This window comes from Paraburkholderia haematera (assembly GCF_905220975.1).
GTDB lineage: Bacteria > Pseudomonadota > Gammaproteobacteria > Burkholderiales > Burkholderiaceae > Paraburkholderia > Paraburkholderia haematera.
Genome location: NZ_CAJNBK010000007.1, coordinates 79,244 through 97,237, shown reverse-complemented (window position 1 = coordinate 97,237; position 17,994 = coordinate 79,244). Strand labels below are relative to the sequence as shown.

The window sequence follows — 17,994 nt, the reverse complement described above, 5'->3', positions numbered from 1 at the left end:
CAGCGGTATGAACTCTATGCGGATATTTCCATCAGGAAGGTGCAGGCATTCTGGACTTAAAAATCACAATCCCGAGTCGAACGCCAATCCATATCCCGCACGCCATTCCGAATGGGAACAACGCCAACGTAGCCTCACGCCACCCGTGCTTCGCCCACAGAGAAAGTCCACTACTGGCAACCACTACCAGCAAAACCGTCGAGTAGAAATCAATCAGTTGCCACGGTGATAACAAACCGTTCGACCATCCTGGTAGCCTCCATTTCTTAGCTTTTGGCCAGAAAAGATGGTTTAAAAGGAGAGCACACAAAGCCAGGAAAAAGCCCATCGCACCTGCTAGCCCGCCAAGGAATACCCAACTCTCAAACGGCATATTGGCAACAGGTTGCACGGACAATCCTGCCACAAACACTACTGTTAGCACCACCACCTTGATCGCAGGCCAGAACATGAGTTTATTTGCCACGACTATAGGTCACCTCAATGCCAACTGCAGCACAAGCAGCGCCCCCAAAACCTGCACTTGGAAAGCCGATCGCGATACCGCCGCCCGCCCCTCGATAAGGCCGCCCCCCGAATCCCGGAAGGCCGGACGAACCAGACTGGTTGAATTCCACGCCGCTGGAGGCACCGACGCTTGCATTAAAAGGACCTAAGCTAGTGCCCGCCTCCGCAAAACCACCGATAGTTACCGACGAACCATCGCTACTTCTACTTGGTACTGCGCCGTTTGGATCGAAACTAAGCCCTATACCTGCGCCGCGCCCGCCGCGTATCCCCACCCCAGTAATGCTCGAAGCCGTTGGGGCAGAGCCGTCGCCGTAGACGGTGACCTGTACGCCGAAACCTCCATACACACTCCCGCTGACGCTCCAGAAACCGAAAGGGTCGTACAGCGACACGGGATTCCCGTTGACATAAGCATACGCATTCGTCTGCCCACTGGCCCACCCGATCGGATCCTCACTAATGAACCGGCCCGTCTGCGGACTGTAATAGCGGTTCCGATAGTAAACAAACGCCCCGACACGAATCCGCCCTTATACCGGCCGCTTTCCCTTATCAGGCAAGGCTTTCCAGCATGTCGACTTCGCCGTTCAGAGAATTTTTTCCAGACGCGATTCTCGATTGATTCGCATCTCGAAACAAGTAGCAGGATCGCTGTTATGCAGCAACGGCCGCCGCCGCAGGATAGGCGCGTGGTGCCATCACGTATTACGTGCAGATATCGTCCCGCCGGGTTTGACGGCGCGCGCAGCGCGACGGCAAACCCGGCGGAACAGGGCCGTCGTGCCCCACTGCTCCAGAACGGCTCAAACCTTCGTGAACCATCCTGACGCCAACCCCGTCAAGGTCGCGCAGCGCGCGCCCGCAGGGCCTGGCCTTGACGGCCACCAGGGTTCTACGCTCAGCAATGCGGTGCAAGACGACATGGCGGCTTGCACCGCATGCGAAGCACGCTTTGCGCTTTTTCGTTCTTCACTTTGGGGAGCCCCATGGGGGCGGACGGGAGGCAGGCTGCGAGCACGGCGCGAAGGCCGCCTGCGGCCGCAGCCCGCGCGCAGCAGACTGACGGGTGGGCGGGGCTCACTCCATTCACTGGCCGCCTCGCGGCCCCTGACTTTGTCTTGCGCGTAGCGCCATGCCTGGCTGTTGCGTGTACCAGGTGACTGGCCGCACAGCGGCCCTGATGTATTGCTGTGCGCCTCGCGCACCCGGCCGGGCCGGGGGCGCCAGACATAACGCAAATTAGCACCGGTTAGCGGGCCGGCCAACGGGACAGGTGGAGCGAGGCCGGCCCGCTAACCGGTGCTAATTTCCGGGCGTTATGTTTAATGTTGGGACGGCACAGCCGGCCCAACATTTACCCCCGGCCCTCGTTGCCTCCGGCCGCAGGCCGCTGGACCTTCTTCACCATCGGGCCGCCAGGCCCGCACTCCCTTATTCGGCGTCCCCGTCCGCTTCGGCCCCGATAGCAGCTAGCAGGGAGAGCGCATCACGCTCCAGCTTCGCCGGATGCGTCGCCGCGTGGATCTCCTTCAGTTTCCCGATCGCCACCTGCGTGTAGATCTGCGTGCTCGACAGGTCCGCATGGCCCAGCAGCGCCTGGATGAACCGGATATCCGCACCGTTCTCCAGCATGTGCGTCGCGCACGCGTGCCGCAACACATGACACGCCCCCTCGCGGATGCCCGCCCTCTCCATGTACCGCTTCACCAGGTCAGACAGCCGCCCCTTGCCGAACGGCTCGCCGTAGTCCGTCAGGAACAGCGTCCACTCGTCGGTCCTCACCGCGAGCGACGGCCGTATCCGGTCGCAGTACCACTCCACCCAGTAGCACGCCCGCTCGCCCAGCGGGATATACCGGTCGCGCCGGCCCTTGCCCTGCCGGATCATCACTGTGCCGCCAGACAGATCGATGTCCGAGATCGTCAGCCCGATCAGCTCCATGCGCCGCATGCCCGTGCTGTACAGCACCTCGAGAATCGCGCGATCACGCGCACCCGTCAGTCCGCCCACGTCCGGCTGGTCCATCAGCCGCTCGACCTGCACCACCGACAGCACCACCTTCGGCAGCAGTTTCGGCGCGCGCGGCAGCACCAGCTCCGCCGCCGCGTTGTATTGCACGTGCCGCTCGCGCGAGAGCCACCGGCACCACCCGCGCAGCGGCGTGAGCATCGTCTGCTGCGTGCGGATCGTCAGCGGCTTGCCGTCCTGCTTGCGGTACAGGTAAAGGTGTCGTTGATAGGCTTCCAGCACCGAACGTGTGAGCTCCTGCGGACGGCTCAGGCTACGCTCTGCGCACCATCGCACGAACCGCTCCAGCGCCACCAACCGGCTGCGCACCGTCTGCTCCGTGCGACCCGTCACCGCCAGCCAGTCCAGATACCCTTTAACAAACACCATCAGCGCGCTCTCCACGTGCTCAGGCGTGTACGCCGTCACGCTGCGTCTGGCCCGCAGCTTGCGCTTCCTGCGCCGAACCACCGCGCCGCTCTCCATCACATCGGCTCCCGCTGGTACGACGTACGCACTGCCACATCCGGTTTTTTATTCCCGTAGATGTGCAGTTCTGCTTCGTTTCCCGACTCATCGCCGCACGGCCTTTCACCGCCTGAATCTGCGCGGTTTTGCACAGGGAGCGATGGGGGAGCAGAAGGGGAGTTCTGGCGGAGCGAACCGGGAGCGAACTCACCTTCACCGGGGGGCGAACTGCCAATCGTAGTCACATCCAGCAAACCCGCCAGGTGCGTCGCGTCGCTGCCGTCGCCGTCATACATCAGTTCGTATTCGAAGCTCTGACCACGCTGCCCGCGGTGTGTCAGCAGATATTCCAGTTCGACCAGCCGTTCAAGGTGCTTGCGCAGCGGCGTGTCACCGAGCCCCGTCCACTCCCGCACTTCGCGCCGGCTGAAGCGCACCGACGCACGCGGCAACGGCTTGCCCTTCACCGCCTGCGTAATCTCTTCCAGCACCCGCCGCGTCACCGGCGGCAACTCGTCGAGACTCCGGCCCAGTACCTCATGCACCAGTGCATTCGCCTGCTCAATGTCGGCCAGCGTGACCTCGATATAGGCCAGCTCGGCCCCAGCATGCCGCACCGTTTTCACTTCCCGCTGGTACTGGTGCAGCAAGGCTATCGTGTCGATCAGCGTCAGGTATTTCTCGTGGTCGCGGCGCATGCGCGTGCGCTCCGACTGGAACGTCAGCTGGTCGGCGTACGGGTTCACCACGGCCAGCGGTTTCAGCAACCGCTGCGCGTTACGGTGTAACGACAGCACGCGCTCCTTCTGTGCCTTCAGCTTCAGCCCGTCGAGGGTCCGCTTGTGACGCTGCAAACGGTGGATCGCCTCGGTCTGCTCACGTCCCTCGTCGACCGTCAGGATCAGGCAGCGGTTCAGCAGTTCCTCGTCGATCTCGATCGCCGTCGTCGTCAGCATGATCGACACCGGACCTTCAACCCGGTATTCCTGCGTCACCAGGTTGCCCGTCTGCGCATCCTTGCCCGTGCTCGCAATCGTCAGTTCACCATCGCTTTGCAGCAGCTTCAGTGCATACGCCGCACGGCTCGCCCCTTCCTCCTCGCAGATCGCCAGCACCTTGTGCTTCAGGTTCGTCTCGCCCATGTAGAACAGACTCTGCCCGGTCATCGCCGAGTACTTGATCCGCTCCTCTTCCGGCACGAACGCCAGCACCGCATCCATGAGTGAGCTCTTGCCCGCCGCGCTCGAACTCTGGATCACCACCGCCAGCGGCGTATCGAGTTTGCGTGACACCGCCGCGAGATACCCGACGAGCTTGTTCGTCTCCTCGCCCACCACGCCACACGCCGCGAAGTCCGACACGATCCGCTCCAGCAGCGCCGGCGTGCGTAGCAGTTCGAGCGCCTCGCGCTCCTCATCGGCCGTCATCTGCGCGCCGGCCGCCAGCGCATCGGCCGCCGCCTGCAACATCTCCAGCTTCAGTAATACCCGCCCGAGGTCCGCCTTCACCACATCATCGGTCAGCCGCAACTCCGCCGCCGCCCGCGCAATGTAGTTCGCCCGCGCCTTCGCGTGGTACAGGTCGAACGTGTCAACGTGGAACCGTTCGCCCACGCTCGCCAGAACATTCACCTTCAGCACGCCCGCCGTCGCCTTCGCCCTGGCATCGAACCCGCGCACACGGTAGCGCACCGGATCCAGCGCGAACACGATCTCCGACCCACTCACCTCGCACGGGATATCGAATGCCGGCGCCGCGGGCTCAACGCTCGCCGGCAGCACGACCGCCGCTTCCCGCAACGGCACCAGCTCGGGTTCCGCCTCCTCTTTAGCGGCTAAAGGGAGGGCCGGTTCAGCCATGACGGCTGGCGATCCAGCGTTACCGCGTAACGCAACCGTCCCCTTGGCAGCAAGGGAAGAGGATGCGGGCACCACCACCTCACGCACAGGCGCCGCCCCATTGCCGAGCCACTGCGCGCGCCGCATCAGCACACCCAGGCTCTTCGCCGCAGGCGTCACCTTCAGCGCATATTCATTCGCGTCCAGTCCGTGCGGGAACTGCACCCGGTAGCATCCGATCCCCTCGACCGTGAGCCGCCGGGCCAGCTTCTGCGCGCCCGCATCGCCCGCCGCATCCCGGTCGTACGCGATGATGACCCGCTCGACGCCCTGCGCCCTGAACAGCGCCAGGTGATCCTCCGTGAACCCGTCCGCACCGAACGACGCCGTCACGTTCTGATACCCCGCACACCAGAACGTCAGCGCATCAATGACCGATTCGCACACGATCACTTCCCGCTGCCCACGCACACCGTCCGCGTTGAACACCCCGCGATGCGGCCCCGGCAGGTATAGATGCTTCGGCAGGTTGCGCGCCTGGTTCTCCACGATCTTGCGCCCGTACAGGCCTGCAACATGCCCCGCTTCGTCACGCCAGCCGAACACGATGCACCCGTTCAGGTGCTCGTGGCCGCTCTCGCGGATCACCCCGATTCGCTGCAACCGCGTGCGGATCGCCTCGCCCGCCACCCGGTTCTTTTCCGGCAACCGCAGCCCCAGCGTCCGGTTCGCAAACCCCAGCCGGAACGGCTCCACCGCCGCCGCAATGCCGCGCTTCTCCAGGTACGCCAGCGCCTCGGGCGAGCTCTTCAGGGTCTGGTGGTAATAGTCCACCACCTGATCGAGCAGCGCCGCATCATCCACCTCCACCGACACCGGCGACTCCAGCGCGCGCACCGTCGTGCGCTCACCCGCTTTAGCCGCTAAAGCAGGAATCCCCTCGCGCAGCAGTTCCACCGCGTGCCGGAACGAGATCCCGTTCGCTTTCATCGCCCAGTCCACCGGACCACCACCGAGCCCGCAGCCGAAGCAGTGCCACAGGTTCTTCGAAGGCGTCACCACCAGCGACGGCGTGCCGTCCTCATGGAACGGACAGCGCCCCCGCCAGTCGCGGCCCGACTTCACAAGCCCGATGCCGTGCGCGCGCACGAGCTGCTCCACCGACACCTCGGCCTTCATGCGCTCAAGCTCGGATTCGGGGATGCGGGCCATAAAACCGTCCTTTGGCTAAAACCCTGTCAAGGGGGTTTTCATAAAAATAACTTACAACCCAGTATACTTCGTTTTGAAGTATACTGGACATTGTTTTGTAGAACCCGGGGTATCTTGTGGCTGTCCTCATACATGAAGTTCCGACATCAGCCATGTCTATCTCCGACGACGAGCGTGCTTTTTTTGTCGCCCTGGGCGAACGCATCACCCAGTTCCGCAAGACGCGCAACATCACGCAGGTCAAGCTTGCCGAAACACTTGGCGTGTCCCAGCAGACCTATCAATCGTATGAGGTAGGGCGCAGGCGCATTCCTGTCTCGGCGCTGCCGGTCGTGGCGCGAACCTTGTCGGTTTCGCTGGAGGAGTTGTTCGGCGAGCCCGATAGCTCACCGCGCAAACGCGGCCCCATGCCCAGATGGCAGAAGCACATCGAAGCCATTGCGCAGTTGCCTAAAGCGAAGCAGCAGTTCGTCGCGCAGATGCTCGAAGCCCTGCTCGCGCAGGCGCAGCAGCAGTAAGGAAGGCGATGTAACGCCGTAAACGAAGCGCGGGCGATGAGTGCTACCAACACTCACCGCCCGCTGACCACCACCCACTCTTATCAGGAGAGTCGATCATGGCTGACGCCAATCATAAAGCACCACCGCCACCCGTCACCGAACGGTCTGTCACCATCCAGGAATCCTGGCGCTATCAGAAACCGGCACGCCTGCCCTTCCATATGCGCAAGGAGCCGCCCACCTTTCCGTGGATGAAACTCTCCGGACGGTGGATCGAGACCGCCGGCTTTGAACCCGGACAGCGCGTGCGTATCACCGTCGAACACCAGAAGCTCATCATTACGCCGCTTTAAATACAGAAGGGGCCGCGAATGCGGCCCCTTCTGTCGCTGCAACTTCAGATTGCACTGGCAACGCTCAACCTAATTTACGCCGTCACTTGCATAAACATATATGTCAACGGTCGCACCGACGTCGCCAACTGCCTTGAGAAACGATGGCGTGAGCGAAATGGGGTAAATAGCTGTGTCGGGCAACCAGAAGAGGCCCATGCGGAACTCGACCGCGTCCACCCCGGGAAACCTGACCAGCCGCCTCACTTCAGCCTCGTAGCTTCGCAAGAAACTGAGCGTCGCATCAATCTGCGGTTCAAGGAGATGCTCGTCAATTGGCGACACCGCGATTTGTAGGGACGAGGACTCTCTGATGGGGCGGTATGCATTCCCAGTCGGCCCGCGTCGAAATATGTCTGCTATACCGGACCACGGAGAGGACGCCAAGAATCCGTCTACGTCGAAGTCCGCACCAGATCCACAAAAAATGCAACCAGGCATAAAGTTCATCACCTCACAAATATTGAGCCTTCACCCGCATTGCCCGGTCTCTAAAAGATATATCTTGTAGTACTCCAACGCAGTGTCTTTCGGGACCTGCCCGGTCCGTGGGTCTTTAAGCTCTTTGATCAACGAACCGCCATCTTGCCGGTGGAGCCAATTCCAATAAGTATTCGACAAGCCATACTTCTGGTCCCATGGTCCAAGCCCAAACGGATCATTGAACTGAACAGGATTGCCGTTGACGTAAGCATACGCATTCGTCTGTCCACTCGCGTAGCCGATCGGATCCTCACTGATGAACCTGCCGATGCTTGGGTTGTAATACCGGTTCCGGTAGTAAACAAACGCCCCGACACGAATCCGCCCTTATACCGGCCGCTTTCCCTTATCAGGCAAGGCTTTCCAGCATGTCGACTTCGCCGTTCAGAGAATTTTTTCCAGACGCGATTCTCGATTGATTCGCATCTCGAAACAAGTAGCAGGATCGCTGTTATGCAGCAACGGCCGCCGCCGCAGGATAGGCGCGTGGTGCCATCACGTATTACGTGCAGATATCGTCCCGCCGGGTTTGACGGCGCGCGCAGCGCGACGGCAAACCCGGCGGAACAGGGCCGTCGTGCCCCACTGCTCCAGAACGGCTCAAACCTTCGTGAACCATCCTGACGCCAACCCCGTCAAGGTCGCGCAGCGCGCGCCCGCAGGGCCTGGCCTTGACGGCCACCAGGGTTCTACGCTCAGCAATGCGGTGCAAGACGACATGGCGGCTTGCACCGCATGCGAAGCACGCTTTGCGCTTTTTCGTTCTTCACTTTGGGGAGCCCCATGGGGGCGGACGGGAGGCAGGCTGCGAGCACGGCGCGAAGGCCGCCTGCGGCCGCAGCCCGCGCGCAGCAGACTGACGGGTGGGCGGGGCTCACTCCATTCACTGGCCGCCTCGCGGCCCCTGACTTTGTCTTGCGCGTAGCGCCATGCCTGGCTGTTGCGTGTACCAGGTGACTGGCCGCACAGCGGCCCTGATGTATTGCTGTGCGCCTCGCGCACCCGGCCGGGCCGGGGGCGCCAGACATAACGCAAATTAGCACCGGTTAGCGGGCCGGCCAACGGGACAGGTGGAGCGAGGCCGGCCCGCTAACCGGTGCTAATTTCCGGGCGTTATGTTTAATGTTGGGACGGCACAGCCGGCCCAACATTTACCCCCGGCCCTCGTTGCCTCCGGCCGCAGGCCGCTGGACCTTCTTCACCATCGGGCCGCCAGGCCCGCACTCCCTTATTCGGCGTCCCCGTCCGCTTCGGCCCCGATAGCAGCTAGCAGGGAGAGCGCATCACGCTCCAGCTTCGCCGGATGCGTCGCCGCGTGGATCTCCTTCAGTTTCCCGATCGCCACCTGCGTGTAGATCTGCGTGCTCGACAGGTCCGCATGGCCCAGCAGCGCCTGGATGAACCGGATATCCGCACCGTTCTCCAGCATGTGCGTCGCGCACGCGTGCCGCAACACATGACACGCCCCCTCGCGGATGCCCGCCCTCTCCATGTACCGCTTCACCAGGTCAGACAGCCGCCCCTTGCCGAACGGCTCGCCGTAGTCCGTCAGGAACAGCGTCCACTCGTCGGTCCTCACCGCGAGCGACGGCCGTATCCGGTCGCAGTACCACTCCACCCAGTAGCACGCCCGCTCGCCCAGCGGGATATACCGGTCGCGCCGGCCCTTGCCCTGCCGGATCATCACTGTGCCGCCAGACAGATCGATGTCCGAGATCGTCAGCCCGATCAGCTCCATGCGCCGCATGCCCGTGCTGTACAGCACCTCGAGAATCGCGCGATCACGCGCACCCGTCAGTCCGCCCACGTCCGGCTGGTCCATCAGCCGCTCGACCTGCACCACCGACAGCACCACCTTCGGCAGCAGTTTCGGCGCGCGCGGCAGCACCAGCTCCGCCGCCGCGTTGTATTGCACGTGCCGCTCGCGCGAGAGCCACCGGCACCACCCGCGCAGCGGCGTGAGCATCGTCTGCTGCGTGCGGATCGTCAGCGGCTTGCCGTCCTGCTTGCGGTACAGGTAAAGGTGTCGTTGATAGGCTTCCAGCACCGAACGTGTGAGCTCCTGCGGACGGCTCAGGCTACGCTCTGCGCACCATCGCACGAACCGCTCCAGCGCCACCAACCGGCTGCGCACCGTCTGCTCCGTGCGACCCGTCACCGCCAGCCAGTCCAGATACCCTTTAACAAACACCATCAGCGCGCTCTCCACGTGCTCAGGCGTGTACGCCGTCACGCTGCGTCTGGCCCGCAGCTTGCGCTTCCTGCGCCGAACCACCGCGCCGCTCTCCATCACATCGGCTCCCGCTGGTACGACGTACGCACTGCCACATCCGGTTTTTTATTCCCGTAGATGTGCAGTTCTGCTTCGTTTCCCGACTCATCGCCGCACGGCCTTTCACCGCCTGAATCTGCGCGGTTTTGCACAGGGAGCGATGGGGGAGCAGAAGGGGAGTTCTGGCGGAGCGAACCGGGAGCGAACTCACCTTCACCGGGGGGCGAACTGCCAATCGTAGTCACATCCAGCAAACCCGCCAGGTGCGTCGCGTCGCTGCCGTCGCCGTCATACATCAGTTCGTATTCGAAGCTCTGACCACGCTGCCCGCGGTGTGTCAGCAGATATTCCAGTTCGACCAGCCGTTCAAGGTGCTTGCGCAGCGGCGTGTCACCGAGCCCCGTCCACTCCCGCACTTCGCGCCGGCTGAAGCGCACCGACGCACGCGGCAACGGCTTGCCCTTCACCGCCTGCGTAATCTCTTCCAGCACCCGCCGCGTCACCGGCGGCAACTCGTCGAGACTCCGGCCCAGTACCTCATGCACCAGTGCATTCGCCTGCTCAATGTCGGCCAGCGTGACCTCGATATAGGCCAGCTCGGCCCCAGCATGCCGCACCGTTTTCACTTCCCGCTGGTACTGGTGCAGCAAGGCTATCGTGTCGATCAGCGTCAGGTATTTCTCGTGGTCGCGGCGCATGCGCGTGCGCTCCGACTGGAACGTCAGCTGGTCGGCGTACGGGTTCACCACGGCCAGCGGTTTCAGCAACCGCTGCGCGTTACGGTGTAACGACAGCACGCGCTCCTTCTGTGCCTTCAGCTTCAGCCCGTCGAGGGTCCGCTTGTGACGCTGCAAACGGTGGATCGCCTCGGTCTGCTCACGTCCCTCGTCGACCGTCAGGATCAGGCAGCGGTTCAGCAGTTCCTCGTCGATCTCGATCGCCGTCGTCGTCAGCATGATCGACACCGGACCTTCAACCCGGTATTCCTGCGTCACCAGGTTGCCCGTCTGCGCATCCTTGCCCGTGCTCGCAATCGTCAGTTCACCATCGCTTTGCAGCAGCTTCAGTGCATACGCCGCACGGCTCGCCCCTTCCTCCTCGCAGATCGCCAGCACCTTGTGCTTCAGGTTCGTCTCGCCCATGTAGAACAGACTCTGCCCGGTCATCGCCGAGTACTTGATCCGCTCCTCTTCCGGCACGAACGCCAGCACCGCATCCATGAGTGAGCTCTTGCCCGCCGCGCTCGAACTCTGGATCACCACCGCCAGCGGCGTATCGAGTTTGCGTGACACCGCCGCGAGATACCCGACGAGCTTGTTCGTCTCCTCGCCCACCACGCCACACGCCGCGAAGTCCGACACGATCCGCTCCAGCAGCGCCGGCGTGCGTAGCAGTTCGAGCGCCTCGCGCTCCTCATCGGCCGTCATCTGCGCGCCGGCCGCCAGCGCATCGGCCGCCGCCTGCAACATCTCCAGCTTCAGTAATACCCGCCCGAGGTCCGCCTTCACCACATCATCGGTCAGCCGCAACTCCGCCGCCGCCCGCGCAATGTAGTTCGCCCGCGCCTTCGCGTGGTACAGGTCGAACGTGTCAACGTGGAACCGTTCGCCCACGCTCGCCAGAACATTCACCTTCAGCACGCCCGCCGTCGCCTTCGCCCTGGCATCGAACCCGCGCACACGGTAGCGCACCGGATCCAGCGCGAACACGATCTCCGACCCACTCACCTCGCACGGGATATCGAATGCCGGCGCCGCGGGCTCAACGCTCGCCGGCAGCACGACCGCCGCTTCCCGCAACGGCACCAGCTCGGGTTCCGCCTCCTCTTTAGCGGCTAAAGGGAGGGCCGGTTCAGCCATGACGGCTGGCGATCCAGCGTTACCGCGTAACGCAACCGTCCCCTTGGCAGCAAGGGAAGAGGATGCGGGCACCACCACCTCACGCACAGGCGCCGCCCCATTGCCGAGCCACTGCGCGCGCCGCATCAGCACACCCAGGCTCTTCGCCGCAGGCGTCACCTTCAGCGCATATTCATTCGCGTCCAGTCCGTGCGGGAACTGCACCCGGTAGCATCCGATCCCCTCGACCGTGAGCCGCCGGGCCAGCTTCTGCGCGCCCGCATCGCCCGCCGCATCCCGGTCGTACGCGATGATGACCCGCTCGACGCCCTGCGCCCTGAACAGCGCCAGGTGATCCTCCGTGAACCCGTCCGCACCGAACGACGCCGTCACGTTCTGATACCCCGCACACCAGAACGTCAGCGCATCAATGACCGATTCGCACACGATCACTTCCCGCTGCCCACGCACACCGTCCGCGTTGAACACCCCGCGATGCGGCCCCGGCAGGTATAGATGCTTCGGCAGGTTGCGCGCCTGGTTCTCCACGATCTTGCGCCCGTACAGGCCTGCAACATGCCCCGCTTCGTCACGCCAGCCGAACACGATGCACCCGTTCAGGTGCTCGTGGCCGCTCTCGCGGATCACCCCGATTCGCTGCAACCGCGTGCGGATCGCCTCGCCCGCCACCCGGTTCTTTTCCGGCAACCGCAGCCCCAGCGTCCGGTTCGCAAACCCCAGCCGGAACGGCTCCACCGCCGCCGCAATGCCGCGCTTCTCCAGGTACGCCAGCGCCTCGGGCGAGCTCTTCAGGGTCTGGTGGTAATAGTCCACCACCTGATCGAGCAGCGCCGCATCATCCACCTCCACCGACACCGGCGACTCCAGCGCGCGCACCGTCGTGCGCTCACCCGCTTTAGCCGCTAAAGCAGGAATCCCCTCGCGCAGCAGTTCCACCGCGTGCCGGAACGAGATCCCGTTCGCTTTCATCGCCCAGTCCACCGGACCACCACCGAGCCCGCAGCCGAAGCAGTGCCACAGGTTCTTCGAAGGCGTCACCACCAGCGACGGCGTGCCGTCCTCATGGAACGGACAGCGCCCCCGCCAGTCGCGGCCCGACTTCACAAGCCCGATGCCGTGCGCGCGCACGAGCTGCTCCACCGACACCTCGGCCTTCATGCGCTCAAGCTCGGATTCGGGGATGCGGGCCATAAAACCGTCCTTTGGCTAAAACCCTGTCAAGGGGGTTTTCATAAAAATAACTTACAACCCAGTATACTTCGTTTTGAAGTATACTGGACATTGTTTTGTAGAACCCGGGGTATCTTGTGGCTGTCCTCATACATGAAGTTCCGACATCAGCCATGTCTATCTCCGACGACGAGCGTGCTTTTTTTGTCGCCCTGGGCGAACGCATCACCCAGTTCCGCAAGACGCGCAACATCACGCAGGTCAAGCTTGCCGAAACACTTGGCGTGTCCCAGCAGACCTATCAATCGTATGAGGTAGGGCGCAGGCGCATTCCTGTCTCGGCGCTGCCGGTCGTGGCGCGAACCTTGTCGGTTTCGCTGGAGGAGTTGTTCGGCGAGCCCGATAGCTCACCGCGCAAACGCGGCCCCATGCCCAGATGGCAGAAGCACATCGAAGCCATTGCGCAGTTGCCTAAAGCGAAGCAGCAGTTCGTCGCGCAGATGCTCGAAGCCCTGCTCGCGCAGGCGCAGCAGCAGTAAGGAAGGCGATGTAACGCCGTAAACGAAGCGCGGGCGATGAGTGCTACCAACACTCACCGCCCGCTGACCACCACCCACTCTTATCAGGAGAGTCGATCATGGCTGACGCCAATCATAAAGCACCACCGCCACCCGTCACCGAACGGTCTGTCACCATCCAGGAATCCTGGCGCTATCAGAAACCGGCACGCCTGCCCTTCCATATGCGCAAGGAGCCGCCCACCTTTCCGTGGATGAAACTCTCCGGACGGTGGATCGAGACCGCCGGCTTTGAACCCGGACAGCGCGTGCGTATCACCGTCGAACACCAGAAGCTCATCATTACGCCGCTTTAAATACAGAAGGGGCCGCGAATGCGGCCCCTTCTGTCGCTGCAACTTCAGATTGCACTGGCAACGCTCAACCTAATTTACGCCGTCACTTGCATAAACATATATGTCAACGGTCGCACCGACGTCGCCAACTGCCTTGAGAAACGATGGCGTGAGCGAAATGGGGTAAATAGCTGTGTCGGGCAACCAGAAGAGGCCCATGCGGAACTCGACCGCGTCCACCCCGGGAAACCTGACCAGCCGCCTCACTTCAGCCTCGTAGCTTCGCAAGAAACTGAGCGTCGCATCAATCTGCGGTTCAAGGAGATGCTCGTCAATTGGCGACACCGCGATTTGTAGGGACGAGGACTCTCTGATGGGGCGGTATGCATTCCCAGTCGGCCCGCGTCGAAATATGTCTGCTATACCGGACCACGGAGAGGACGCCAAGAATCCGTCTACGTCGAAGTCCGCACCAGATCCACAAAAAATGCAACCAGGCATAAAGTTCATCACCTCACAAATATTGAGCCTTCACCCGCATTGCCCGGTCTCTAAAAGATATATCTTGTAGTACTCCAACGCAGTGTCTTTCGGGACCTGCCCGGTCCGTGGGTCTTTAAGCTCTTTGATCAACGAACCGCCATCTTGCCGGTGGAGCCAATTCCAATAAGTATTCGACAAGCCATACTTCTGGTCCCATGGTCCAAGCCCAAACGGATCATTGAACTGAACAGGATTGCCGTTGACGTAAGCATACGCATTCGTCTGTCCACTCGCGTAGCCGATCGGATCCTCACTGATGAACCTGCCGATGCTTGGGTTGTAATACCGGTTCCGGTAGTAATACAGCCCCGTCCCATCATTCTCCCGCCCTGTGAACTGCTGCGGGTTCGGGTCTGCCACTCCCGTTTGCGTCGTCGCACCATACGGCTCAAACCGGTACTGTGTCTGACTCTGCTGATTCGCATCCGTCAGCGCAATCACATTGTTGTTCGCGTCGCGCAGAACATACCGGTCCTGGCTCGCGTCATCGCCGATACGCCGGTACGTCAGTTCGTCCAGCCCACTCTCCGGATACGCCGAAAACTGGCGGATACGGTGCGCGTAGTCGTTATCGACAATCGTGAAGTTCAGTTCGTCACCGATCCAGAACGACTGCGTCCGGTGACCATTGACCGTCTGGTCCCGGCGATGACCGTAGATGTCGTAGCTGAAGCTCGCCGTCACCCCACCGCTGATCTGTCCCAGCAGATTCTGCTCGTTCCAGTTGTACAGGTTCGTGCCGTCACTGCTCAGGTTGCCGTTCAGGTCATAGCCCAATGTCCTGCCCGACCAGCGCGTGAGCTGGTTCGCCGCGTTGTACTGTGCGTCGTTCACCGCCAGGGGCAGGTCCACTTTCGCGAGACTCCCGCCCACCTTCGTGCGACGCCCGCCCAGGTCGTAGCCGTACGTCAGCTCGCCCAGCACGCTGCCGTCGGCGCGTTTGTACGTGATGCCGGTCAGCTGGCTGGCTGCGTCCCATGTGTAGGCCGCCGTGATGCCGTTGGCAAGCGTCGCCTGGCTGCGACGGCCCAGCGCGTCATAGCTGTACCCGAACGCGCGCGGCGTCTCCCCGTTCACCTGGTACTGGATTTGCGTGACGCGGTGTTCGGCGTCGCGGCTGTAGTCCACCGTCGCATCGTTCATCTCGATGCGCGCCAGATCCCGGCTGTCAGCCGCGTAGCGCAACCACCAGCGCCCCTGCTGGCTGGCCTGTTCAAACCACCCATTGAAGTAACCGGTCACACTGTCGTAGTAACGATAGGTCGACGCCGGGGGCCGGCTTACGCCCGTGTCCAACGTCATCTGAAGCCTGCCGTACGCATCCCTGCCGTAGCTCCAGTTGCGTACGGGCTTGCCGCGCGGATTGCCCCGCGGCGTGAAGTAGACCGTCTCCAGGTTACCGGCGGCGTCATAGTCATATGTCCTCGTCTGGTTCATACGATCGGTCAATGTCGCCAGCTGCCCCGCACTGTTCCACGTGTACGTTTCGCTATGGCCCAGCGGATCGGTTCTGCTCACCGGCCGCCCAATCGCGTTGTAGGCGTAGCGCGTCGTCACGCCCTTCGGATCGGCCTGACTGAGCAGGCGCCCATTGCGGTCCCACGTGAAGCGGGTCACCCCGTTCAGCGCGTCGGTGACGTCAGTCGTACGGTCCAGCGCGTCAAGCGTGCGCTTTGTTTTATTGCCCAGCGGGTCCTGCACCGCCGTCACGCGGCCGGCTGCGTCCGTGGTGTACTGCGTGGTGCGGCTCAGCGGATCGGCAACACCGCTCAAGTCGGCACCGGTCCAGGTGAACGTCGTCACGCCCTTGAGCGCATCTGTCACCGTGAGCGGACGGCCCTGGCCGTCATTCGAGAACGTCGTGCGATTGCCCAGCCGGTCGGTCACGCTCAGGAGGTTGCCCTTCGGGTCGTACGTGTAGACGGTCGCCACGCCCCGCTGCCAGTCGCCCGCCTGCGCTTCGGTCAGCACCTGGCTGTAGCTGTCGAACGTCCGCGTGACCAGCGTGCCGGACTGGTCGGCCTCGCTCGTGCGGTTGCCGTTCGTGTCGTAGGCGTAGGTGTACTGGCGATCGCCTGCGGCAAGATTCGTCACGCGGCCGTTGGCGTCGTAGGAAAAGGTCTGCACCTGCTGGATCGACTGGCCAGCCGGATAGGTGTTGCGCACCACGCGTCCGTTCGCATCGAACTCAAGACGCCGGATGCTGCCGCGGCGGTCCGTTACTTCGGTCTGCATGACCTTGCCGTCGGCGACCGTGTACGCGAAGCCGAAGGTGCTGCCGTCAGCGAGCTTCTGGAAAGTGATGCGGTCGTTGTCGTCGTAGGTATTGGTGACCTGGAGGTTGCCTTCGGGGTCAGTGACGCTCACCAGCCGTGACTTGCTGTCCCAGCCGTATTTCCAGACACCGCCGCCCGCGTCCGTCACCTGGATGAGGTGGTCCCGGCTGTCGTACGTATAGCTGACCTGCCGGTTCAACGGATCGGTCACGCGCGAGACGAGCGGCGTGCCGCGCGCGCCCACAATCGACGCGAATGTCAGCGCCCGGCCGTTCGGGCCGGTGATGCTGGTGACCGCGCCCGTCGTGCTGTTGCGGGAAATCGTTACCGTACTGCCGTTTCGGTCCTGCACGCTGCTGAGCCGGTAGATCCCGGCAACCATCGTGAAGCGCTGCACCCGGCCGTCGCGCAGGGTGAGAATCCTCGTCGTACCATTGCGGTCAGCATTGCTGATGGTGGCGCGGTAGTAGTCTCCGGGGCTGGCCAGGTCGTCCCAGATCGTACTGGTACCGGCACGCAGGGTGAACGGAATACGGATGCCGCTCGGCAGATACAACTCGACCCGTTGCCTCAAGCCATTACTGTCCGCCGCACTGATCGTGAGGTAGCTGTCGTAGTTAAACGTCGCGCCGATGCCAAAGGCGCCGGCCATCGGCCTGCCCGAGGTGTCGTAGGCGCTGCTGCGGTACACCCGCGCCAGATCCAGAGCGATCGTGTCGGCGACATGCAGGTCGTGAGCGACCAGATGGAACTGGCCCGTGTACAGCTTGACCGGGTCGCCTCCCGAGGTGCTGCTGCCGCAGCCGGCCGTCGCCTCAGCCGCACAGCCGCCCGCGCTGCCGGGGTTGCCGTCCGGTCTGTCGCCATCGAGGGTGACTGTCTCGTCTGGAGAGAAGGGTTCAACCGTGGTGCCGCCGGAAGAACCGCCACAGTAGGCGGCGATCGTATCCGGTTCGCCGCACGCATAACCACCGGTTTTAAAAGTGGCGCTTGCCGCCAGCAGACCGCAGGTCGGATTGGTCGGGTAAGCGCCGTTCGAGGCGTAGTCCTCGGAACAGTCGGCGAGCGCGTTCGGCGCCACGAACCACGACAACAGCACGAAGAAGAACAGCACGAACGGGCGCAAAACGACCCGACGCGCCGCGAGGGCATCGATGGAGTGCATAGAGGTCTGAAAAAGACGGGGGAAGGGATCGGGCGCGGCGAGCCTACCGCGCGCTGACCTGAGTCAGGTCTGGCGAAAATGCCGGTTTGCCGGCATCCGATGCGGGCGAAGAATCCGCGCCGTTCGCCGGCACTGCCGCAGACAACACCCCCTGCCGCCGGATTGCCGTGATGTTGCCGGCTGCGTCGTAGTCGTAATAGGCTGTCGCACCTGCGACGGTTACCGAAGTCAAACGCCCCAATGCGTCGTATCCGTAGGTAACGTCGTCGGCATAGCAGAAGGAGCACAACAGTGCTGCGCCGACGACCAGCGCTTTGGCGGCTGCGTTCCGGACGGCTAACGACGACACTCCCACGCTACCCTCAACAGGAATTCTCACCGTATCTCCTCGCAATAGTTACGTTTTACAAACTGGTTGCGAACAATACGGCACTGACCACAATTGA

The 17,994-nt window shown here is 62.8% G+C and carries 13 protein-coding genes; 4 read left to right on the top strand and 9 right to left on the bottom strand.

All coding sequences use genetic code 11. The annotated features are described in order from the left end of the window. Positions 1 to 31: 31 nt before the first annotated feature. The 4 genes from KHO23_RS15175 to KHO23_RS15160 all read right to left on the bottom strand — a co-directional run bounded on the left by KHO23_RS15175 (position 32) and on the right by KHO23_RS15160 (position 6,035). Positions 32 to 466: a hypothetical protein gene (locus KHO23_RS15175; RefSeq protein WP_128576023.1), complete on the bottom strand. Its 435-nt coding sequence runs from the start codon at positions 464 to 466 to the stop codon at positions 32 to 34. Then, on the bottom strand, positions 456 to 1,034 hold the full coding sequence (locus tag KHO23_RS15170; RefSeq protein ID WP_211612204.1) for an RHS repeat-associated core domain-containing protein: 579 nt from the start codon (positions 1,032 to 1,034) through the stop codon (positions 456 to 458). Before KHO23_RS15170 ends, KHO23_RS15175 begins: the two co-directional genes overlap by 11 nt. Before the next feature lie 907 nt (positions 1,035 to 1,941). After that, complete coding sequence (gene xerC / locus KHO23_RS15165) at positions 1,942 to 3,003, bottom strand: site-specific tyrosine recombinase XerC (protein ID WP_211612040.1); 1,062 nt, start codon at positions 3,001 to 3,003, stop codon at positions 1,942 to 1,944. Beyond that, positions 3,003 to 6,035: a CHC2 zinc finger domain-containing protein gene (locus KHO23_RS15160; RefSeq protein ID WP_211612039.1), complete on the bottom strand. Its 3,033-nt coding sequence runs from the start codon at positions 6,033 to 6,035 to the stop codon at positions 3,003 to 3,005. Before KHO23_RS15160 ends, xerC (KHO23_RS15165) begins: the two co-directional genes overlap by 1 nt. Positions 6,036 to 6,187: 152 nt before the next feature. On the opposite strand from KHO23_RS15160, the gene KHO23_RS15155 reads away from it, so the two are divergent. After that, positions 6,188 to 6,553, top strand: coding sequence for a helix-turn-helix domain-containing protein (locus tag KHO23_RS15155; protein ID WP_211612038.1), 366 nt, complete (start codon positions 6,188 to 6,190; stop codon positions 6,551 to 6,553). 98 nt (positions 6,554 to 6,651) lie between these two features. Continuing rightward, positions 6,652 to 6,888 (top strand): SymE family type I addiction module toxin, encoded by a 237-nt coding sequence (locus tag KHO23_RS15150; RefSeq protein WP_211612037.1) that lies wholly within the window; start codon positions 6,652 to 6,654, stop codon positions 6,886 to 6,888. A gap of 510 nt (positions 6,889 to 7,398) precedes the next feature. Here the strand turns inward: KHO23_RS15150 and KHO23_RS35665 are convergent. From KHO23_RS35665 to KHO23_RS15135, 3 genes are all read right to left on the bottom strand, one after another. Continuing rightward, positions 7,399 to 7,731, bottom strand: a complete 333-nt coding sequence (locus KHO23_RS35665; protein WP_211612203.1) for an RHS repeat-associated core domain-containing protein — start codon at positions 7,729 to 7,731, stop codon at positions 7,399 to 7,401. Positions 7,732 to 8,638: 907 nt separating this feature from the next. Beyond that, the gene (gene xerC, locus KHO23_RS15140) at positions 8,639 to 9,700 is read right to left on the bottom strand and encodes a site-specific tyrosine recombinase XerC (protein WP_211612040.1); all 1,062 of its coding nucleotides are present in this window, start codon (positions 9,698 to 9,700) and stop codon (positions 8,639 to 8,641) included. Beyond that, complete coding sequence (locus KHO23_RS15135; protein WP_211612039.1) at positions 9,700 to 12,732, bottom strand: CHC2 zinc finger domain-containing protein; 3,033 nt, start codon at positions 12,730 to 12,732, stop codon at positions 9,700 to 9,702. The genes xerC (KHO23_RS15140) and KHO23_RS15135 overlap by 1 nt, the downstream gene beginning before the upstream one ends. A gap of 152 nt (positions 12,733 to 12,884) precedes the next feature. Between KHO23_RS15135 and KHO23_RS15130 the strand changes: the two genes are divergently transcribed. Beyond that, positions 12,885 to 13,250: a helix-turn-helix domain-containing protein gene (locus KHO23_RS15130; protein WP_211612038.1), complete on the top strand. Its 366-nt coding sequence runs from the start codon at positions 12,885 to 12,887 to the stop codon at positions 13,248 to 13,250. A gap of 98 nt (positions 13,251 to 13,348) precedes the next feature. Then, positions 13,349 to 13,585 (top strand): SymE family type I addiction module toxin, encoded by a 237-nt coding sequence (locus KHO23_RS15125; protein WP_211612037.1) that lies wholly within the window; start codon positions 13,349 to 13,351, stop codon positions 13,583 to 13,585. A gap of 510 nt (positions 13,586 to 14,095) precedes the next feature. Here KHO23_RS15125 and KHO23_RS15120 read toward each other — a convergent pair. Together KHO23_RS15120 and KHO23_RS15115 are read right to left on the bottom strand one after the other, a co-directional pair. Next, complete coding sequence (locus tag KHO23_RS15120) at positions 14,096 to 17,548, bottom strand: RHS repeat-associated core domain-containing protein (RefSeq protein WP_211612036.1); 3,453 nt, start codon at positions 17,546 to 17,548, stop codon at positions 14,096 to 14,098. 43 nt (positions 17,549 to 17,591) lie between these two features. Next, on the bottom strand, positions 17,592 to 17,927 hold the full coding sequence (locus tag KHO23_RS15115; RefSeq protein WP_236066858.1) for an RHS repeat domain-containing protein: 336 nt from the start codon (positions 17,925 to 17,927) through the stop codon (positions 17,592 to 17,594). Positions 17,928 to 17,994: the final 67 nt, after the last annotated feature.

Excerpts from the sequence above, each read along its gene's own strand:
- KHO23_RS15130 (WP_211612038.1), top strand. The coding sequence starts at position 12,885 with ATGTCTATCTCCGACGACGAGCGTGCTTTTTTTGTCGCCCTGGGCGAA.
- KHO23_RS15150 (WP_211612037.1), top strand. The coding sequence starts at position 6,652 with ATGGCTGACGCCAATCATAAAGCACCACCGCCACCCGTCACCGAACGG.
- KHO23_RS15160 (WP_211612039.1), bottom strand. The coding sequence starts at position 6,035 with ATGGCCCGCATCCCCGAATCCGAGCTTGAGCGCATGAAGGCCGAGGTG.
- xerC (WP_211612040.1), bottom strand. The coding sequence starts at position 9,700 with ATGGAGAGCGGCGCGGTGGTTCGGCGCAGGAAGCGCAAGCTGCGGGCC.
- KHO23_RS15135 (WP_211612039.1), bottom strand. The coding sequence starts at position 12,732 with ATGGCCCGCATCCCCGAATCCGAGCTTGAGCGCATGAAGGCCGAGGTG.
- KHO23_RS15125 (WP_211612037.1), top strand. The coding sequence starts at position 13,349 with ATGGCTGACGCCAATCATAAAGCACCACCGCCACCCGTCACCGAACGG.
- KHO23_RS15120 (WP_211612036.1), bottom strand. The coding sequence starts at position 17,548 with ATGCACTCCATCGATGCCCTCGCGGCGCGTCGGGTCGTTTTGCGCCCG.
- xerC (WP_211612040.1), bottom strand. The coding sequence starts at position 3,003 with ATGGAGAGCGGCGCGGTGGTTCGGCGCAGGAAGCGCAAGCTGCGGGCC.
- KHO23_RS15155 (WP_211612038.1), top strand. The coding sequence starts at position 6,188 with ATGTCTATCTCCGACGACGAGCGTGCTTTTTTTGTCGCCCTGGGCGAA.